We start from the raw sequence: 15,841 nt of genomic DNA, 5'->3' as shown, positions 1-15,841 counted from the left end.
GCATTTATTGTTATGCAACGGGCTCCCCTTTAGAGTTTTTAGCAAAGCTGGTTAATAGCTTACGCACCTCAACAGGGTTGCGCAGGTAAAACTTAGCCGCCGATAAATTGCTGCCCACTTTAATGGTTATAGCACTTTCGGGTAAAGCTTTAAAAATATCCTCATCAGTATAATCGTCGCCAAAGGCTATAATAAAATCGTAGTCTTTTCCTTCTGTTAAAGTTAAGGCTGCCTTACCTTTATTAATATCCATATTCTTAACTTCCAGTACTTTATCTCCTGCCAACAATTGTAAACCTTTATCGCTGGCTAAGTACTTCAAGTTATTCATGAGTTCGCTGGCCCTAAGCTCACCTAAACCACTTGGAGCCTTGCGGTAATGCCAGGCCAGTGAATAAGTTTTCTCTTCAATGAACGAACCGGGAGTACGGTCTACATAGGTTTCCAATATTGGGTAAATATCATTCTTCCATTGATCAGAGAGTCCTGGTATTTTATGCCATGATGTATTTTGTTTTTTAAACCATGAGCCATGCTCCGCAATAAGGTACATGTCGGTATCACTAAACCACTCATCCAGGTTTTCATGTTTTCGACCACTGATCATCACTACTTCGTTGGCAGGATCTTCTACCAGTTTATTGATGATCTCATAGAGTTCTTTATCGGGACTGGCTTGTTCTATATTTGATTTAAAATTTACAAGTGTGCCATCATAATCTAAAAAGATGATGCGTTTTTTGGTCTTAATATACCGGTTCACAATGGATTGCTCCGTGGCCATACTAACGTGACGGGCTTGCATAGAACGCTGCATCAATTTTACTTCTTTTAAGCGATCCATAAAAATTTTGACCCAGTGCGATATGTTGAATTTTGCAACCAGCTGACGCATGGGCGTCATTCTCCTTTTCTGTTCCTCAAGAGGCATTTTAATGGCTTGTAAAATAGCCCTGCAAACCTCACCTGTATTATTAGGGTTAACAATTATGGCATCAATTAATTCTTTAGATGAACCAGCCATTTCACTCATAATCAATACACCGTCATTATTAATTCTGCTGGCTACATACTCCTTGCTTACCAGGTTCATACCATCACGCATTGGTGTTACCAAACAAACATCAGCAGTGTAGTACAAGGCCGAAAGCATCTCGATCGGGAAGGAACGATAATAATAATGTATCGGAGTCCAATCCATGGTACGGTATATCGAATTGATATTTCCAACCTTTTTATCGATCTCATCGCGCAGGTGAGCATACTGCGGAACTGTATCACGTGAGGGCACTACGATCATGTAAAGCGCTATTTTTTCAATGCATTCCGGGCAGAGTTGCAGCATCAGTTCAAAAGCCTGTAATCGTTGCAATATTCCTTTGCTATAATCAAGCCTGTCAATAGAAAGTATCAGTTTGTTACCTTTAAAGTTATTCCTGATTAGTTCAACCTGCTCCTGAACATCTGCTTGCAAAGGCAGGCTGGCATACTTCTTTTCATCAATACCCATTGGGAACGATTCGATCACGATAGATCGCTCATCCATAGTGATGATATTTGATGAACTGGTTATGGGTAAAATACGGGTTGCGGCACCCAAAAAATGACGAACATCATCAAAGGTGTGCAGACCGATCAGATCCGCCCCTAACATACCCTCCAATAATTCTGAACGCCACGGAATAAGTCGAAACATTTCGTGCGATGGAAACGGTATATGCAAAAAGAAACCAATAGACACATCGGGAAGTTCCTGACGTACCAAACCCGGCAACAGTAACAGCTGATAGTCATGTATCCAGATAATATCACCCGGCTCGGCTACGCTTAAAATAATATCTTTAAACTTTTGATTTACGGCCTTATAATAATCCCAGTTTGATTGCTTGTAATTGGCATATGTAGATGCATAGTAATGAAATACCGGCCATAGTACTTCATTTGAAAAACCTTCGTAATATTGATTGATCTCTTCCTGATCAAGAAATACGGGAATAAGGCTAAGCTCCTTTAATTGACCTTTAACGTGGTCTTTATCATCCTGATCGTCAACCTCAATTCCAGGCCAACCGATCCACACATTATCACCTTGTTTATATATTGAACCTAAACCGGTAGCTAAACCTCCTTCGCTTGGTGATAAAATATATTCGTTATCTGCTTTTGAAATTTTAACTGGTAACCGGTTAGAAACAATGATTGTTTTAGACATGCTATTCCTTTATATTAATAATAATTTACTTATTTATAAAGGTAAAATCAGCTATTTTGTTTGTCAGTTAATTATAATAAGTAGAAAAAAGTCACAATTTTCGAGCATAAAAAAAGCCTTTCTGGATATCAGAAAGGCTTTTTTATAAATTTTTTGAGAATTATCTTACTTGTTGGAAATACTCAAGGTTACCTTGTTGAGTGATTCTTACCAATACTTCATGAGCATCGTTTTTAAGATCAACAAAGTATGAAGTTGCATCAATGCTATCGTTAAGATCAGTGTTTGCTTGGTAAACAATAACTTCACCTACATTGTAACCTTTGTAATCTTTTTCAATTTGTTTCAAGGTTTTAGCAGGTATAGCTTTTTCATCAACTCTTTGAGTTACGCCCAAGTATTCGCCGTTAAGGTTATAGAAAGCAGTTTTTTTAACGCCATCAACAGTGAAGGTAGCTTTTTGAGTGCTTTTAGTTACAGTCCAGTTAACGTCTTTTGCATCAGCAAAATCAACAGTAAAGCCGTGTAAAGCTACATAAGAAACATTAGTACCACCATCTACTTTTTTTGCGCCATCGGCAGCAAATACATTAACACTTAATAAAGCGGCAATTGCAGTTGTTAAAAATATCTTTTTCATGTTTGTTTTAAATTTTAAATCCATAACAAAAATACAGCACAATTAACAATCTGACAAATAAAAATAAACTTTTATGAATATTTAATAATTATATGAGTTTTATAATAGAAAATTTAAATTTTGTTAAACCACTTAGTGTATAATTTACAATATCTGAAATTTTTAAGCCATAAAAAAATCGGTTTATGTCTTGCTAAACCGATTTTTCACATGATTTTAACCCTAATTTAACCATTATCTGCGAAGCCGGGATACAAAGTCATGCCACCATCCATAAAAACGGTAATACCGGTAATATAATCAGCCTCATCAGATGCCAGCCAGGCCGCCAGTTTTCCAATATCACCGGGTACCCCTATCCTGTTATAAGGTATAAGTGTAAGTAATTTATCCAGGGCTTCCGGAGTTTCCCAGGCAGCCTTATTAATAGGAGTTTGTATAGCACCCGGCCCAATACCCATTACTCTTATTTTATGTGGGGCCAATTCCTGTGCTATACTTTTCATAAACATATTAATACCGCCTTTACTGGCCGCGTAATTAACGTGACCGGCCCAAGGAATAACCTCATGCACACTACTCATACATATGATTTTACCTGCGGCACGACTTAACCCATCAACCACTCCCCTGCGTATAAACTCCCGGGCAGCCTCACGAGCGCACAAGAACTGGCCGGTAAGGTTAATACTAATCACTGTATTCCAGTCTTCAAGCGTCATATCCACAAATTTGGAATCCTTTTGTAAGCCGGCGTTATTGATTAAAATATCAACGGTGCCGTATTTCGCATACATTTGAGCAAACATGGCTTTTACCTCGCTTTCTTTGCTTACGTCTGCCTGAACTGCAAAAGCTTCGCCACCTGCGGTTTTAATTTCATTTACTGTTGCTTCTGCAGCATCATGATTATGAGCAAAATTGACTACAACTTTTGCACCTGCAGCAGCCAATGCAAGTGCTACACCTTTGCCTATGCCGCTATCTCCGCCGGTTACCAGGGCGGCCTGTCCTTTTAATGATGATGAGTTCATTTATTGCGAGATTTAAATGTTTTAATATAACCAATGTATTTTATACAATAAGGTTTTAAAAATTAAATCTGTATAAACAAAAAGAGACGCTTTATAGCGTCTCTTTTATAATTTGAGTATTAATACGATTATAACTCCTTGATAAAATCTAAAAACATATAAAGCGCTTTCTTTTTATCTGCTGTTAAATCAAAGTCTATTTTATGCATCAGGTAATCCTGAAGATCAAAATCATCCCGCATAGGTAGTTCTTCAAATAACTCGGCACGGTGATCAAGTCCATATTTAAGGGCGGCGTTAAACTCATCCATAAATTCCTGAGGAATGGGTTTATTAGCTATCCAACCGGCAAACATAAAAGGCAAGCCGGTGAACTTTTGCCATTCTTCTGCCAGATCATATACGTATTTGTATTGTTCTTTTTTACCGAAGGTACGATCGCCAATTTGCACAAATGCAGTGTTAGCTTCGGTAGAGTGTGAATAGTCGGCAGCATTCCTGATCAGTTCAGGACTTACCTTCCAATAGTTTTTCAGCAAAACGAGGCCTAAATTATTTGATGAACGCGATTCAGGATCAAGCTGCAGGTATTTTACATCTTTAATATCGCAATTGCTGAAAATAAAAACGGAGTTAACAGCACCAACAGCGCCAATGCAATATTCCGATACAATTTCCCAATGAGGGAGATTCAGGGTTGCAGCTACGGGAATCAGTCCGATATCAACCACATCATCAATCAGTTTTTGAGCACAGTCTGACGGCATATCAAGGCTCAATTCAATTTTATTTAATATTCCACTATGCTGGATGCCGTATATAAAGGGTTTGGTATTAGTGTAGCTTACAGCTGATATTCGTATTTTATTCACAGAAACGCTCTCTTTCAGGATTGTTGTTTTAAATGTTCGGCATTATTAAATTCAGTGATCTGGAATTTATCACCATCATATTCAACTTTGTATAAAACCAGGTTTTGGTGCGGAAAAGTGTCCATGGCGGTGAGGGGTAAGCCGCTAAGTATACAAAGTAATAAACGCATGGCGCGGCCATGCATACATATTAATACATTTTTTTCTTCGGGATGGCTCATGATCACTCCTAATGCTTCCCGCTCACGTATCTCTACTTCATTAGGACTTTCACCGCCTTCAAATTTGCTATCTAAACGGCCATCAAGCCAATCGCGCATGATCTGTAAAAAAGCAGCTTTATTTTGCGTAGTGCTTGGCTGTCCTTCATGTATTCCCCAGGCCAGCTCATCTAAACCTGATAGCTTTTGATACGGAATACCCATATCAATAAAGGGCTGAACACTTTGCTGAGTACGCTTTAAGGCCGATACATAAATCTTATCAAAAGGCACGTTCTTATAAGCTTCGTAAAACAGGGAAGCTTGTCTGCGACCTTCATCATTTAAATCGGTATCCATTCCACGGCCCTGAACAATACCCTGGCGGTTAAGTTCTGTTTGGCCGTGCCGTACTATATATAAGGTTTTTTCTATCATTATTTTTTAAGCCTAAAGCTAAAAGCCAAAGGCATAAAGCATTGTCTGCTTTATTGATTATATTCTTAAGCTTTTAGCCTTCTGCTTTAAACTTAATTTATTACCGGCAATTTATAATATTGCGGTTTGCTTTCCTCCGGAAACTCAAAATTTGTAAAGTCGGTTACTACATTATATAATGTATCGCGTTCAATGGGTTGCCGGCCTACATTTTTTATCAGTTCAACCAACTGTTTGGTGCTCATGCCTGGATGTTGTTCCTCAGCGCCTGCCATTGAATATATTTTGGTAGTATCATCAAGTGTACCATCAATATCATCAACACCAAAATTTAATGAAAGCTGAGCCGTGGTTCTGCTGATCATGGCCCAGTAAGCCTTGATATGATCAAAGTTATCCAGGTAAATACGGGCAATGGCATAGTTACGCAGATCTTCAACTACAGTTGATTCCGGTACATGCGACATCTGGTTATCCTGATTACGGAATTTAAGCGGAATGAACGTTTGGAAGCCTCCTGTTTTATCTTGTAACTGACGCAGGCGTTCCATATGATCAACCCGGTGCCAGAATTTTTCAATATGACCATATAACATGGTAGCGTTTGATCGGCCACCCAGCTTATGCCATTCTTCGTGAATAGCTAACCACTGGTCGCCAGTACATTTGTCTTTGGAAATAAGATCACGTACTTCAGGATGAAATATTTCAGCGCCGCCACCAGGTATAGATCCTAAACCAGCTTCCTGCATCAGGCGCATACCTGTTGTATAGTCAATTTTGGCTTTTTTGAAAATGTAATGATATTCAACAGGGGTTAAAGCTTTAATATGCAATTCCGGGCGATGGGCGCGGATACGGCTAAAAAGCTCCTGATAAAATGGCACATCATATTGCGGTAAAACACCGCCTACTATATGTACCTCAGTAACCGGTTCGCCATCATATTTGGTAACCATACCAAACATCTCATCCATGGTGTATTCCCAGCCTTCTGATTTTTGTTTCAGCAAACGCGAATAAGAGCAAAATTTGCAATCATAAACGCAAAGGTTGGTTGGCTCGATATGGAAGTTACGATTGAAGTAGGTTTTATCACCATGCCTTTTTTCGCGAATGTAGTTGGCTAAAACGCCAAGGTAACCGAGATCGCCCTGCTCATACAACACAACACCTTCATCAAAACTAATACGTTCATTGTTGAGTACTTTTTCGGCAATGTGCTTTAAATCAGCAGATAGGTCCTGATTTTGCAATAATAACTGTAAATTACCTTCAGCTTCCATGGAAAAAAACTTTGCGCAAATGTAATAAAAAGCATAAAACTACACCTTATAACATGTTGTTTACAATAAGCGGGCATAAGTAATGACATTCAATTTACAGAGGAGAAATGGAGGTGATTTTAAAACCGTTAAAGCAATCGTCCTGGCAGCCATTAGGGATATAGCCGCAACTTGACAATATTCCGTTATTATTAGCTTCAAAAATAACCATGTTCTTTTTGACATCGACCTTTAAATAAACCTTGCGGGATTGCTCATAAATATCATCAATAGTCACCAGATCACCCGCTGCTATGCCATGCGTATTGAAATTGGAAACATCTTCATGCCATTGCTTTAAAGTGTCCTTTTTACCGCTGCCATCCTGGTAATATCTTGTTAAAATCAGATCCCTTGAAATAAACTCCCCATTTTTTATCCCTGTTTTTATTTCTGTGTTATAGCCAAAAACAGAACCGTATGATTGCGTATAACTGTACGAATTATGGATGCTGCTTTTATAACTCAGCCAAATTTTATAGCTATTATTCAGATCATCCTGTTTCCCGGATATTTCATCTTTTTTGCAGCTGCATGTGAGCATCAAAATAACAATAAGCGGGATATGTAAAGTTTTCATGGTCAAGGTTTTTAAAATATTACGTAAAAAATATCTGCCCCGCTACACCTCATCTAAGATAATCTTGTTTAATTTGCCCGAATATGAAAACAGAAACTATAGCTATCCACGCCGGTAACCATACAGATGAATCATCAAGAGCGGTAATACAACCCATTATACTATCAACCACGTTTGAGCGTGGCCTTGATGGCGATTTTCCTGGTGGACATATCTATAGCCGGTCATCAAACCCCAACCGTGCATCGTTAGAGAGTGTGCTGGCCCGCCTGGAGGGTGGTGTTGATGCTGCTTCTTTTTCATCAGGTAATGCTGCCGGTATGGCAGTGTTTCAATCATTGCCGCCGGGTACGCACATTATTGCTCCCGACGATATGTACCATGGGCTGCGTAACCAGCTTAAAAATCTGTTTGCCGGCATTTTAACTTTTGATTTTATTGACGTTAATGATGTTGATACATTACAACAGCATATTAAACCCGAAACCGGTTTAATTTGGATTGAAACCCCATCAAACCCATTACTTAAAATAACCGATATTAAAACTGTTGTAACTATAGCTAAGACTAATGGTATTAAAGTGGTTTGCGATAATACTTTTGCTACACCAATATGCCAGCAGCCACTTAGCCTGGGGGCCGATGTGGTAATGCACTCTGCTACCAAATATTTTGGCGGCCACAGCGATTTGATGGGTGGTGCATTAATTACTGCTGAAAAAACGGACTGGTGGCTAAAAATACGGCAGGTGCAGGAAATGGGTGGTGCCATCCCCTCGCCTATGGATTGTTATATGCTGGTACGCAGTATTAAAACATTGCCGTATCGGGTTAAAGGGCATGTTCATAATGCGCAGCTTTTGGCCGAGTATTTGGATCAGCACCCTGCTGTTGAACGTGTGATGTACCCGGGTTTAACATCGCATCCGCAACATGGTATAGCCAAACAACAAATGCTGGCCTTTGGTGGCATGCTATCATTTATTGTTAAAGGAAATGAAGAAGACACCCACAACGTGATCAATAAGTTACAGCTGTTTACCCGTGCAACCAGTTTGGGTGGACTTGAAAGTCTGATTGAACACCGGGCAACAGTTGAGGGCCCGGATACCAGAACACCACGAAACCTTCTCCGGGTATCAGTTGGGTTGGAGCATATCGAAGATCTAATAGCCGACCTTAAACAAGCGCTGAGTTAAAATTTGCTGTTTCCTTTATATAAATTTGATGGAACATCAGAGTTAATGATTACACCATATGTTTTATCGGTGATTCCAAATTTATTCGATAATTCTTGTTTGTTGATAATAGTCAATCCTTTAAATATTTTGTCATTGATTGCTGCAAGATCACCTTCATAATTGCTGTTAAGAACTCTTTTGTTTAAAATATATTGAATTTGAGAACTTTTTATTGTGGTTATCAGTTTTGCATATTCAGGTGATTTTGAACTAAAGTACTTTTGATAGCGATTTATATCAAATATTTTAGTTTCAATATATATTAATCCGAATTTAGCATCAATTCCTAATTTTTTAATTTCACTTGTGTCTTTATATACCGTAACTGTTGCAATATCATTCGGATCATAACGAAGCAGGTCTGCCCTACTAACTTTTACACTGTCAATAAAAAATACCGGGTCACTACTTACTTCCGTTACTTCTGCAATGTGAGAATCTGCTTTCTGTGTATCATAGCAAGATAGTGTTATATCCACAGCCTCTACAGGCTTATTCATATAATAAGCTTCATCAATTGGAAATTGCTGCTTCTTTGTAGAGTCTATCTTTACATAAAACGATATAGCGTTACTCGAAAAGTTCCAGTAATTGGAACATCCTCTTGAACCCCATGCATCTTTTAAATTAGGGTATAATTTAAATACATCTTTTAATATCATGTTACTTAAATTTATAAATGTGCCATCAGGTAGTTTTCCGACAAATTGCTTTGTTAGCCTTATCTTACTAATAAAATCAGATGTTTGATCTTTTTGAAATCATTCCGGGTTGCTTTGATAAAGCATAACCTCTTCCGGCTATAAACCGCGAGTCTTTTCCATAACAGTTTAAAGGTAAATCCATTTCTTCAACGGAAATCTCTTTCAAATTTTTATCAATTTCTTTCAAGTCGGATAAAGTGGATTTACATAAGCAAAACCCATTTATTACTAACTTTTTAGAAATTGAATCAGGAGTCTGTGCATAAACCTGTGACTTAAAAAATAGTAAGCACAGTATAAATAAGAATGTTTTAGACATAAGGTTACAAGCGATTTACTTTAATGCAAGCAAATATATTAAAGTATTTTGCTCTTCTCAGAAAATGAAAAACATATACTGAAGTCCCGAATTTATACTCTTTTAAAATAAAATTTGGTATTTTAAGTAATATCACCTTATATTTGAAACAATATTTGGTAGCAATACCATGATCAAATCTCCGCAATAGTTCGGGTTTTGATTTATAAAGAAGCGGCGAGAGATCAGGCTCAAAGACCCGCTGGCAACCCTCCTAATTTGGAGAAGGTGCCAATTCCTGTCCCGGAAAATAACCCCGGGGAATATAAATTTATAACCATGAAAAGTTTAGTTAAAATTTCTACAAGCAGCATTTCTCAACCTTTAAACGGTACAGCATCATATATTAGCCTGAATATTAGCTATATGTGCATGTGTTGCTGCAGTTGATTGACCTAACACGTTTATATTTTTCTTTCCCGAAAAAATGCGTGTTGTAATTACCGGTAATATCCTTACCAGTTTGCTAAAATCCATCAAATCAATAAAAATTAATTAAACACATTTCAAACTTCACAACTATGTCTACCAGCAATTTAAAATTCGAAACCCTTCAATTACATGCAGGTCAGGAGGTTGACCAAACCACAGGTGCTCGCGCGGTTCCACTTTATCAAACTACCTCATACGTTTTCAAAAACTCAGAACACGGCGCTAATCTATTTGCCCTGAAGGAGTTTGGTAATATTTATACCCGCATCATGAACCCCACTACTGATGTTTTTGAGAAACGAATAGCAGCTTTGGAGGGAGGTGTTGCTGCTTTGGCAACAGGTTCGGGCCAGGCAGCACAGTTTCTGGCTTTAAATAATATACTTCAGGTTGGTGATAATTTTGTTACCTCCCCATTTTTATACGGAGGTACTTATAATCAGTTTAAGGTAGCCTTCAAACGCATTGGTATAGAGGCTCGCTTTGCTAAAGACGATACAGCTGAAAGCCTTGAGGTGCAGATTGATGATAAAACAAAGGCTATTTTCCTGGAAACTGTAGGCAACCCAGGCTTTACCATTGCCGATTTTGATAAGGTTGGTGCTTTAGCTAAAAAATACGACTTGCCGCTAATTGTTGATAATACTTTTGGTGCAGCAGGGTACCTTTTCCGTCCGCTTGATCATGGCGCGAATGTGGTAGTACAATCAACTACTAAATGGATCGGTGGGCACGGTACTACTATAGGCGGTGTAATTGTTGATGGTGGTAATTACAACTGGGCTAATGGGAAGTTCCCACAATTTACAGAACCATCTGAAGGTTATCATGGTTTAGTATTCGGTGATGTATTTGGCATCGGCGGCCCATTTGGTAACATCCAATATATAATCAGGGCTCGTGTGGAGGGCTTGCGCGACTTTGGGCCGGCACAGGCGCCTTTTAATTCATGGCTTAATATTCAGGGATTAGAAACACTTTCATTGCGTGTACAGCGCCATGTAGATAACGCGCTTGAACTTGCGAAATGGCTTGAACAGCACCCCCAGGTAGCATCTGTTAATTATCCGGGATTGCAATCATCCCCATACCATGCATTGGCTAAAAAGTATTTAAAAAATGGTTTTGGCGGTGTTTTATCCTTTGAAATTAAAGGTGATAAGCAACAGGCAAGTGATTTTGTAGATAGTTTACAACTGGTAAGCCACCTGGCTAATTTGGGTGACGCCAAAACGCTGATCATTCAGCCATCGGCAACCACGCACCAGCAGCTTTCTGACGAAGAACAATTATCTGCCGGAGTTACACCGGCATCATTACGCGTGTCTGTAGGTATAGAGCATATAGATGATATTAAAGCTGATTTTGAACAGGCATTTGCCAAAATAAAACAGCTAAATAAAGAATTAGTATAGTTTTTTTAAGTGATATAGTAAAGTTATAACGGGATGCAATTGGTAGAAAGTAATAAGTGGTAAGTTTTGAGGTAAAAAATAAACTCAAAACTCGTCACTCAAAATCAAAACTACTCCAATTGCTCCCGGAATAACAAAACAAAGGAATGAACACAGAAATATTTAAGTACACACAAACATTTGAACTGGAATTAGGCCAGCAGATAAATGAGCTGGAAATTGGTTTTCATACATACGGCAGGCTGAATAAACAAAAAGATAATGTAGTATGGATATGCCATGCCCTTACTGCCAACGCCGATGTGTTTGACTGGTGGAAGGGTTTTGTGGGCACTGGAAGTATTTTTAACCCGGAAGAGCATTTTATAGTATGCGCTAACATATTAGGATCGCCATATGGCACTACCAACCCACTCAGCATTAATCCGGTAACTGGTCAACCTTATTATCAGGCATTCCCTCAATTTACTATCAGAGATATGGTAAAGGCACATCAGTTATTGGCAGATCATCTGCAAATAGATGATATCCATATTCTTATAGGAGGATCTCTTGGAGGGCAGCAGGCTATTGAGTGGAGTATTTTTGAGCCGGAGCGCATAAAAAATCTTATCTTGATAGCTACAAACGCTCGTCACTCACCATGGGGTATCGCCTTTAATGAATCACAGCGACTGGCTATTAGTACCGACCGTACATTTTACTCCAATGCGCCAAACGGCGGTGACAAGGGGCTTAAAGCAGCCAGGAGCATTGCCCTGCTCTCCTACCGTGGTTATAAGCCATATTCTATAACCCAGCAGGAAGATGGTGACGATACAACTGATAACTATCGGGCAACATCATACCAAAACTATCAGGGCGAAAAATTGGTGAACAGGTTTAATGCCTACAGCTATTGGTACCTTACTAAAGCCATGGACTCACACAACGTGGGCCGCAATCGCAACGGTGTTGAAAAGGCATTAAGTCTCATCAAGGCACGTACCTTGGTTATTGGTATTAAAAGCGATATTTTGTTTCCTATTGAGGAGCAGGACTACCTGTTTAGGCACATACCAAAATCGGCCTTTGCAGAGTTGGATTCGTTTTATGGACATGACGGATTTTTGATTGACACAGAAGCTTTAACAAATATTATCACATCGTTTTTTAAAACAGATGTAAAAGGAAAAATTATAGAATTGCAACGTACAGCGTAATGAGTAAAAAGTTAAATATTGGATTATTTGGGTTCGGAGTAGTTGGGCAGGGATTGTATGACATCGTCAAAACAAAAAATTTAAACATCGAAATAGTAAAATTCGCCATAAAAGATCCGCATAAAAAGCGCTCCTTACCGGCTCACTTATTTACTACAGACAAGGATGAACTGCTTAACAACCCGGAGATCAATACCATTGTTGAGCTGATCAATGATACTGAAGCAGCCTTTGAAATTGTATCACGTGCACTAAGCTCTGGTAAAAATGTAGTTTCGGCCAGTAAAAAGATGATAGCTCTTCACTTAGAGGAGTTAATTGAACTACAGCATAAATATGGTACCTCATTATTATACGAGGGCGCGGTTTGCGGTAGTATCCCCATTATCCGTAACTTGGAAGAATATTATGACAATGAGTTACTACACTCGATAAGCGGCATTTTTAACGGATCATCAAATTATATACTTTCTAAAGGATTTATTGAAGGTCTTGATTATGACAGCGCCTTAAAACAAGCTCAGGATTTGGGTTTTGCAGAAACAGATCCAACAAGTGATGTTGGTGGCTTTGATGCTAAATACAAATTGGTAATTGCTGCTGCTCACGCTTATGGCGTAATCGTACAGCCGGAAGATGTTTTTAACCTCGGGATACAAAATCTGGGTGCACAAGATCTGCAATATGCCCGTGAAAAAAATCTTAAGATAAAACTGGTTCCGGTAGCCAAAGAGCTTGACGAACGTAACGTGGCCTTGTTCGTGTTACCAAAGTTTGTAAACGAAACAGAATTTTTATACAATGTAGAATATGAATATAATGGCGTAACTGTGCAAGCTGCTTTTGCCGATCAGCAATTCTTTTTTGGCAAGGGAGCGGGTGGCCATCCAACAGGTTCAGCTGTGCTGTCTGATATAGCTGCATTGCGTTATAATTATCAGTACGAGTATAAAAAGGCCAAGGAAAAAACAGATCTTAACTTTACCAATGATATTGAGTTAAACATTTACCTGCGTTATGATGACGAAAACCTGGTTGATGCATTAGGCTTTGAATATATTCATGAGCGCTATTATTCAGGCAATTATAAATTTGTTATCGGAAAAGTAAATCTGCAAAATCTGATCAATAACCAACGCCGTATATCTGAAAGTGGGGCATTTATAGCCTTTGCCGATCAGTTAACGGGGGTAAGCTTAGCATCGGCATCAAAGCAAGCAGCCGAAGTTTTATAGTTGACTCTTTTGTTGTTTGTAATAAATGAGGCTCCCGAAAGGAGCCTTATTTATTGCAGCTAATCTAAATAATAATGCCTGATACGGTTAAGCCCTTGATCAAGCTCATACACCCAGGGCGTTGCCGTCGGGATTTCCAATTCTGTTACTTCCTCATCACTCAAGTGATCGATATATTTTATCAGGGAACGCAGGCTGTTACCGTGTGCTACCACAATTACTTTTTGGTTACGGCGCATAGCATTTACTATTCTTTCATTCCAGAAAGGCAGTACTCTATCCATTGTTTCGCTCAGATTTTCGGTAAGCGGTAGTTCACGTTCTGTCAGATGCTGATACCGTAGGTCGTGCCCGGGGTATCTTGGGTCTTCCTTGGTTATTGCGGGCGGATGCTCATTTGGGTCACGGCGCCATTTCTGCACCTGGCTTAAGCCATATTTTGCTATAGCATCATCTTTGTTCATCCCTTGCAAATCGCCGTAGAAGCGTTCGTTCAAACGCCATGATTTTTCAACAGGTATCCATAAATGATCAAGTTCTTCCAATACAAAATGCATGGTTTTTATCGATCTTTTTAAATAGGATGTAAATCCGGCATCAAAATTATAACCGTTTTTATTTAATATCTGGCCAGCTTTTTTAGCCTGTAGGTATCCGTTCTCTGACAAATCCACATCTTCCCAACCAGTAAAGCGATTTTCAAGATTCCAGATACTTTCGCCGTGGCGTATCAATACTATTTTTTGCATAGGTATTTACTTAACGCAAAAGTAGTTGTTGGGTTCTAAAATTTGTTTAATATTCATAAATCAATTAGATTGCCCTCATAAACCAATTACAAACTTATATCTATCATGATCCCAACTACACCTGTAACCGTAAAGGATGGTACCGCCAACCCTGCTCCTCTTGGTCTTTGCGCCTTTGGCATGACCACCATTTTATTAAATATTCATAATGCTGGCTTTTTTGAGTTAAACACCATGATATTAGCCATGGGCATATTTTATGGAGGCCTTGCCCAGGTTATTGCCGGTATTATTGAAGCCAAAAAGAACAATACCTTTGGCCTAACTGCCTTTACTTCCTATGGCTTTTTCTGGCTTTCATTGGTAGGCCTGCTCGTGATGCCTAAGTTAGGCTGGGGCACTGCACCTTCTGAAGGAGCCATGTGTGCTTATTTGAGTGTTTGGGGCGTTTTTACTTTTCTGTTGTTTTTTGGAACTTTAAAACTAAACCGGGCGCTGCAATTTGTTTTCGCTTCCTTAACTATCCTATTCTTTTTATTGGTAGCAGGCGACGCTACAGGCAATAGCAGCATAAAACATTTGGCCGGTTATGAGGGCATAATTTGCGGTGCATCAGCTATATATGCAGGCATTGCCAATGTGTTAAACGAGGTTTATGGCAGGGTTGTGCTGCCATTAGGTCCGGTGAATGTTTAATTTAAAAGCTAAAATTAATTCTGCTAAATTGCGAGGGTGAAAGATTTAAAAAAATATTACTATATACCGGCCACGCCAGAAGAAATTTACATGGCGATCACGAACCCTATTACGATAGAGTTATGGACAGGCGAAGTTGCAGAAATGTCAACCGAACCCGGGTCTGAATTTTCTATGTGGGAAGGCAGCATTACCGGTAAAAACCTTGAATTTGAGCCCAATAAAAAAATAGTACAGCAATGGTACTTTGATGGCCAGTCGGATAATTCTATCGTAACTATTAAAATTCATCCTGATAAAAAAGGATCGTCGGTTGAATTGAGGCATACCAACATTCCCGATGGCGATTTTGATGATATGGTTGATGGATGGAATAGCACCTACATGGGTGGCCTGATAGACTTTTTTGAAGGCGAATAAAAAATTATTAATAAGAAATGGACAAATAACAAAAGCCGCTCAATTAGAGCGGCTTTTGACTTATAGAGATTTTCTGTAAAGAAACGTT

General features: G+C 38.9%; 16 protein-coding genes and 1 riboswitch. Of the genes, 6 read left to right on the top strand and 10 right to left on the bottom strand.

What is annotated here, in order from left to right:
• Positions 1 to 10: 10 nt before the first annotated feature.
• From QWZ01_RS06615 to QWZ01_RS06585, 7 genes are all read right to left on the bottom strand, one after another.
• Complete coding sequence (locus tag QWZ01_RS06615; protein ID WP_290322508.1) at positions 11 to 2,212, bottom strand: bifunctional alpha,alpha-trehalose-phosphate synthase (UDP-forming)/trehalose-phosphatase; 2,202 nt, start codon at positions 2,210 to 2,212, stop codon at positions 11 to 13.
• A gap of 160 nt (positions 2,213 to 2,372) precedes the next feature.
• Positions 2,373 to 2,852 carry a hypothetical protein gene (locus tag QWZ01_RS06610; RefSeq protein WP_290322507.1) on the bottom strand — a complete coding sequence of 160 codons (480 nt, stop codon included), beginning with the start codon at positions 2,850 to 2,852 and terminating at the stop codon, positions 2,373 to 2,375.
• 227 nt (positions 2,853 to 3,079) lie between these two features.
• Positions 3,080 to 3,886: a glucose 1-dehydrogenase gene (locus QWZ01_RS06605; protein ID WP_290322506.1), complete on the bottom strand. Its 807-nt coding sequence runs from the start codon at positions 3,884 to 3,886 to the stop codon at positions 3,080 to 3,082.
• A gap of 128 nt (positions 3,887 to 4,014) precedes the next feature.
• Positions 4,015 to 4,758, bottom strand: coding sequence for a menaquinone biosynthetic enzyme MqnA/MqnD family protein (locus tag QWZ01_RS06600; RefSeq protein WP_290322505.1), 744 nt, complete (start codon positions 4,756 to 4,758; stop codon positions 4,015 to 4,017).
• Between the two features lie 14 nt (positions 4,759 to 4,772).
• The gene (locus QWZ01_RS06595) at positions 4,773 to 5,396 is read right to left on the bottom strand and encodes a histidine phosphatase family protein (protein ID WP_290322504.1); all 624 of its coding nucleotides are present in this window, start codon (positions 5,394 to 5,396) and stop codon (positions 4,773 to 4,775) included.
• Positions 5,397 to 5,488: 92 nt separating this feature from the next.
• Positions 5,489 to 6,682 carry an aminofutalosine synthase MqnE gene (mqnE, locus tag QWZ01_RS06590; RefSeq protein ID WP_290322503.1) on the bottom strand — a complete coding sequence of 398 codons (1,194 nt, stop codon included), beginning with the start codon at positions 6,680 to 6,682 and terminating at the stop codon, positions 5,489 to 5,491.
• A 94-nt stretch (positions 6,683 to 6,776) separates the two neighbouring features.
• Positions 6,777 to 7,301 carry a hypothetical protein gene (locus QWZ01_RS06585; RefSeq protein WP_290322502.1) on the bottom strand — a complete coding sequence of 175 codons (525 nt, stop codon included), beginning with the start codon at positions 7,299 to 7,301 and terminating at the stop codon, positions 6,777 to 6,779.
• 83 nt (positions 7,302 to 7,384) lie between these two features.
• Here QWZ01_RS06585 and QWZ01_RS06580 point away from each other — a divergent pair, with 83 nt between their 5' ends.
• Complete coding sequence (locus tag QWZ01_RS06580; protein WP_290322501.1) at positions 7,385 to 8,500, top strand: trans-sulfuration enzyme family protein; 1,116 nt, start codon at positions 7,385 to 7,387, stop codon at positions 8,498 to 8,500.
• Here the strand turns inward: QWZ01_RS06580 and QWZ01_RS06575 are convergent.
• Positions 8,497 to 9,204, bottom strand: coding sequence for a hypothetical protein (locus QWZ01_RS06575; protein ID WP_290322500.1), 708 nt, complete (start codon positions 9,202 to 9,204; stop codon positions 8,497 to 8,499). The genes QWZ01_RS06580 and QWZ01_RS06575 overlap by 4 nt on opposite strands.
• A gap of 76 nt (positions 9,205 to 9,280) precedes the next feature.
• Positions 9,281 to 9,565, bottom strand: a complete 285-nt coding sequence (locus QWZ01_RS06570; RefSeq protein ID WP_290322499.1) for a hypothetical protein — start codon at positions 9,563 to 9,565, stop codon at positions 9,281 to 9,283.
• A 200-nt stretch (positions 9,566 to 9,765) separates the two neighbouring features.
• A riboswitch (SAM riboswitch) is annotated at positions 9,766 to 9,876 on the top strand.
• 249 nt (positions 9,877 to 10,125) lie between these two features.
• On the opposite strand from QWZ01_RS06570, the gene QWZ01_RS06565 reads away from it, so the two are divergent.
• The 3 genes from QWZ01_RS06565 (at position 10,126) to QWZ01_RS06555 (ending at position 13,888) form a co-directional block, all read left to right on the top strand.
• The gene (locus tag QWZ01_RS06565) at positions 10,126 to 11,451 is read left to right on the top strand and encodes an O-acetylhomoserine aminocarboxypropyltransferase/cysteine synthase family protein (RefSeq protein ID WP_290322498.1); all 1,326 of its coding nucleotides are present in this window, start codon (positions 10,126 to 10,128) and stop codon (positions 11,449 to 11,451) included.
• A 146-nt stretch (positions 11,452 to 11,597) separates the two neighbouring features.
• Positions 11,598 to 12,653, top strand: a complete 1,056-nt coding sequence (locus tag QWZ01_RS06560) for a homoserine O-acetyltransferase family protein (RefSeq protein ID WP_290322497.1) — start codon at positions 11,598 to 11,600, stop codon at positions 12,651 to 12,653.
• Positions 12,653 to 13,888 carry a homoserine dehydrogenase gene (locus QWZ01_RS06555; RefSeq protein ID WP_290322496.1) on the top strand — a complete coding sequence of 412 codons (1,236 nt, stop codon included), beginning with the start codon at positions 12,653 to 12,655 and terminating at the stop codon, positions 13,886 to 13,888. The genes QWZ01_RS06560 and QWZ01_RS06555 overlap by 1 nt, the downstream gene beginning before the upstream one ends.
• A 59-nt stretch (positions 13,889 to 13,947) precedes the next feature.
• Here QWZ01_RS06555 and gpmA read toward each other — a convergent pair whose 3' ends face one another.
• Positions 13,948 to 14,637 carry a 2,3-diphosphoglycerate-dependent phosphoglycerate mutase gene (gpmA, locus tag QWZ01_RS06550; protein WP_290322495.1) on the bottom strand — a complete coding sequence of 230 codons (690 nt, stop codon included), beginning with the start codon at positions 14,635 to 14,637 and terminating at the stop codon, positions 13,948 to 13,950.
• A gap of 105 nt (positions 14,638 to 14,742) precedes the next feature.
• On the opposite strand from gpmA, the gene QWZ01_RS06545 reads away from it, so the two are divergent.
• The gene (locus QWZ01_RS06545; RefSeq protein WP_290322494.1) at positions 14,743 to 15,333 is read left to right on the top strand and encodes an acetate uptake transporter; all 591 of its coding nucleotides are present in this window, start codon (positions 14,743 to 14,745) and stop codon (positions 15,331 to 15,333) included.
• Positions 15,334 to 15,369: 36 nt separating this feature from the next.
• The gene (locus tag QWZ01_RS06540) at positions 15,370 to 15,753 is read left to right on the top strand and encodes an SRPBCC domain-containing protein (RefSeq protein ID WP_290322493.1); all 384 of its coding nucleotides are present in this window, start codon (positions 15,370 to 15,372) and stop codon (positions 15,751 to 15,753) included.
• Positions 15,754 to 15,841 lie beyond the last annotated feature (88 nt).

It is taken from the genome of Mucilaginibacter aquaedulcis (assembly GCF_030409325.1).
In the GTDB taxonomy this organism is placed as follows: Bacteria; Bacteroidota; Bacteroidia; order Sphingobacteriales; family Sphingobacteriaceae; genus Mucilaginibacter; species Mucilaginibacter aquaedulcis.
This window is presented reverse-complemented; position numbering and strand designations above follow the sequence as displayed.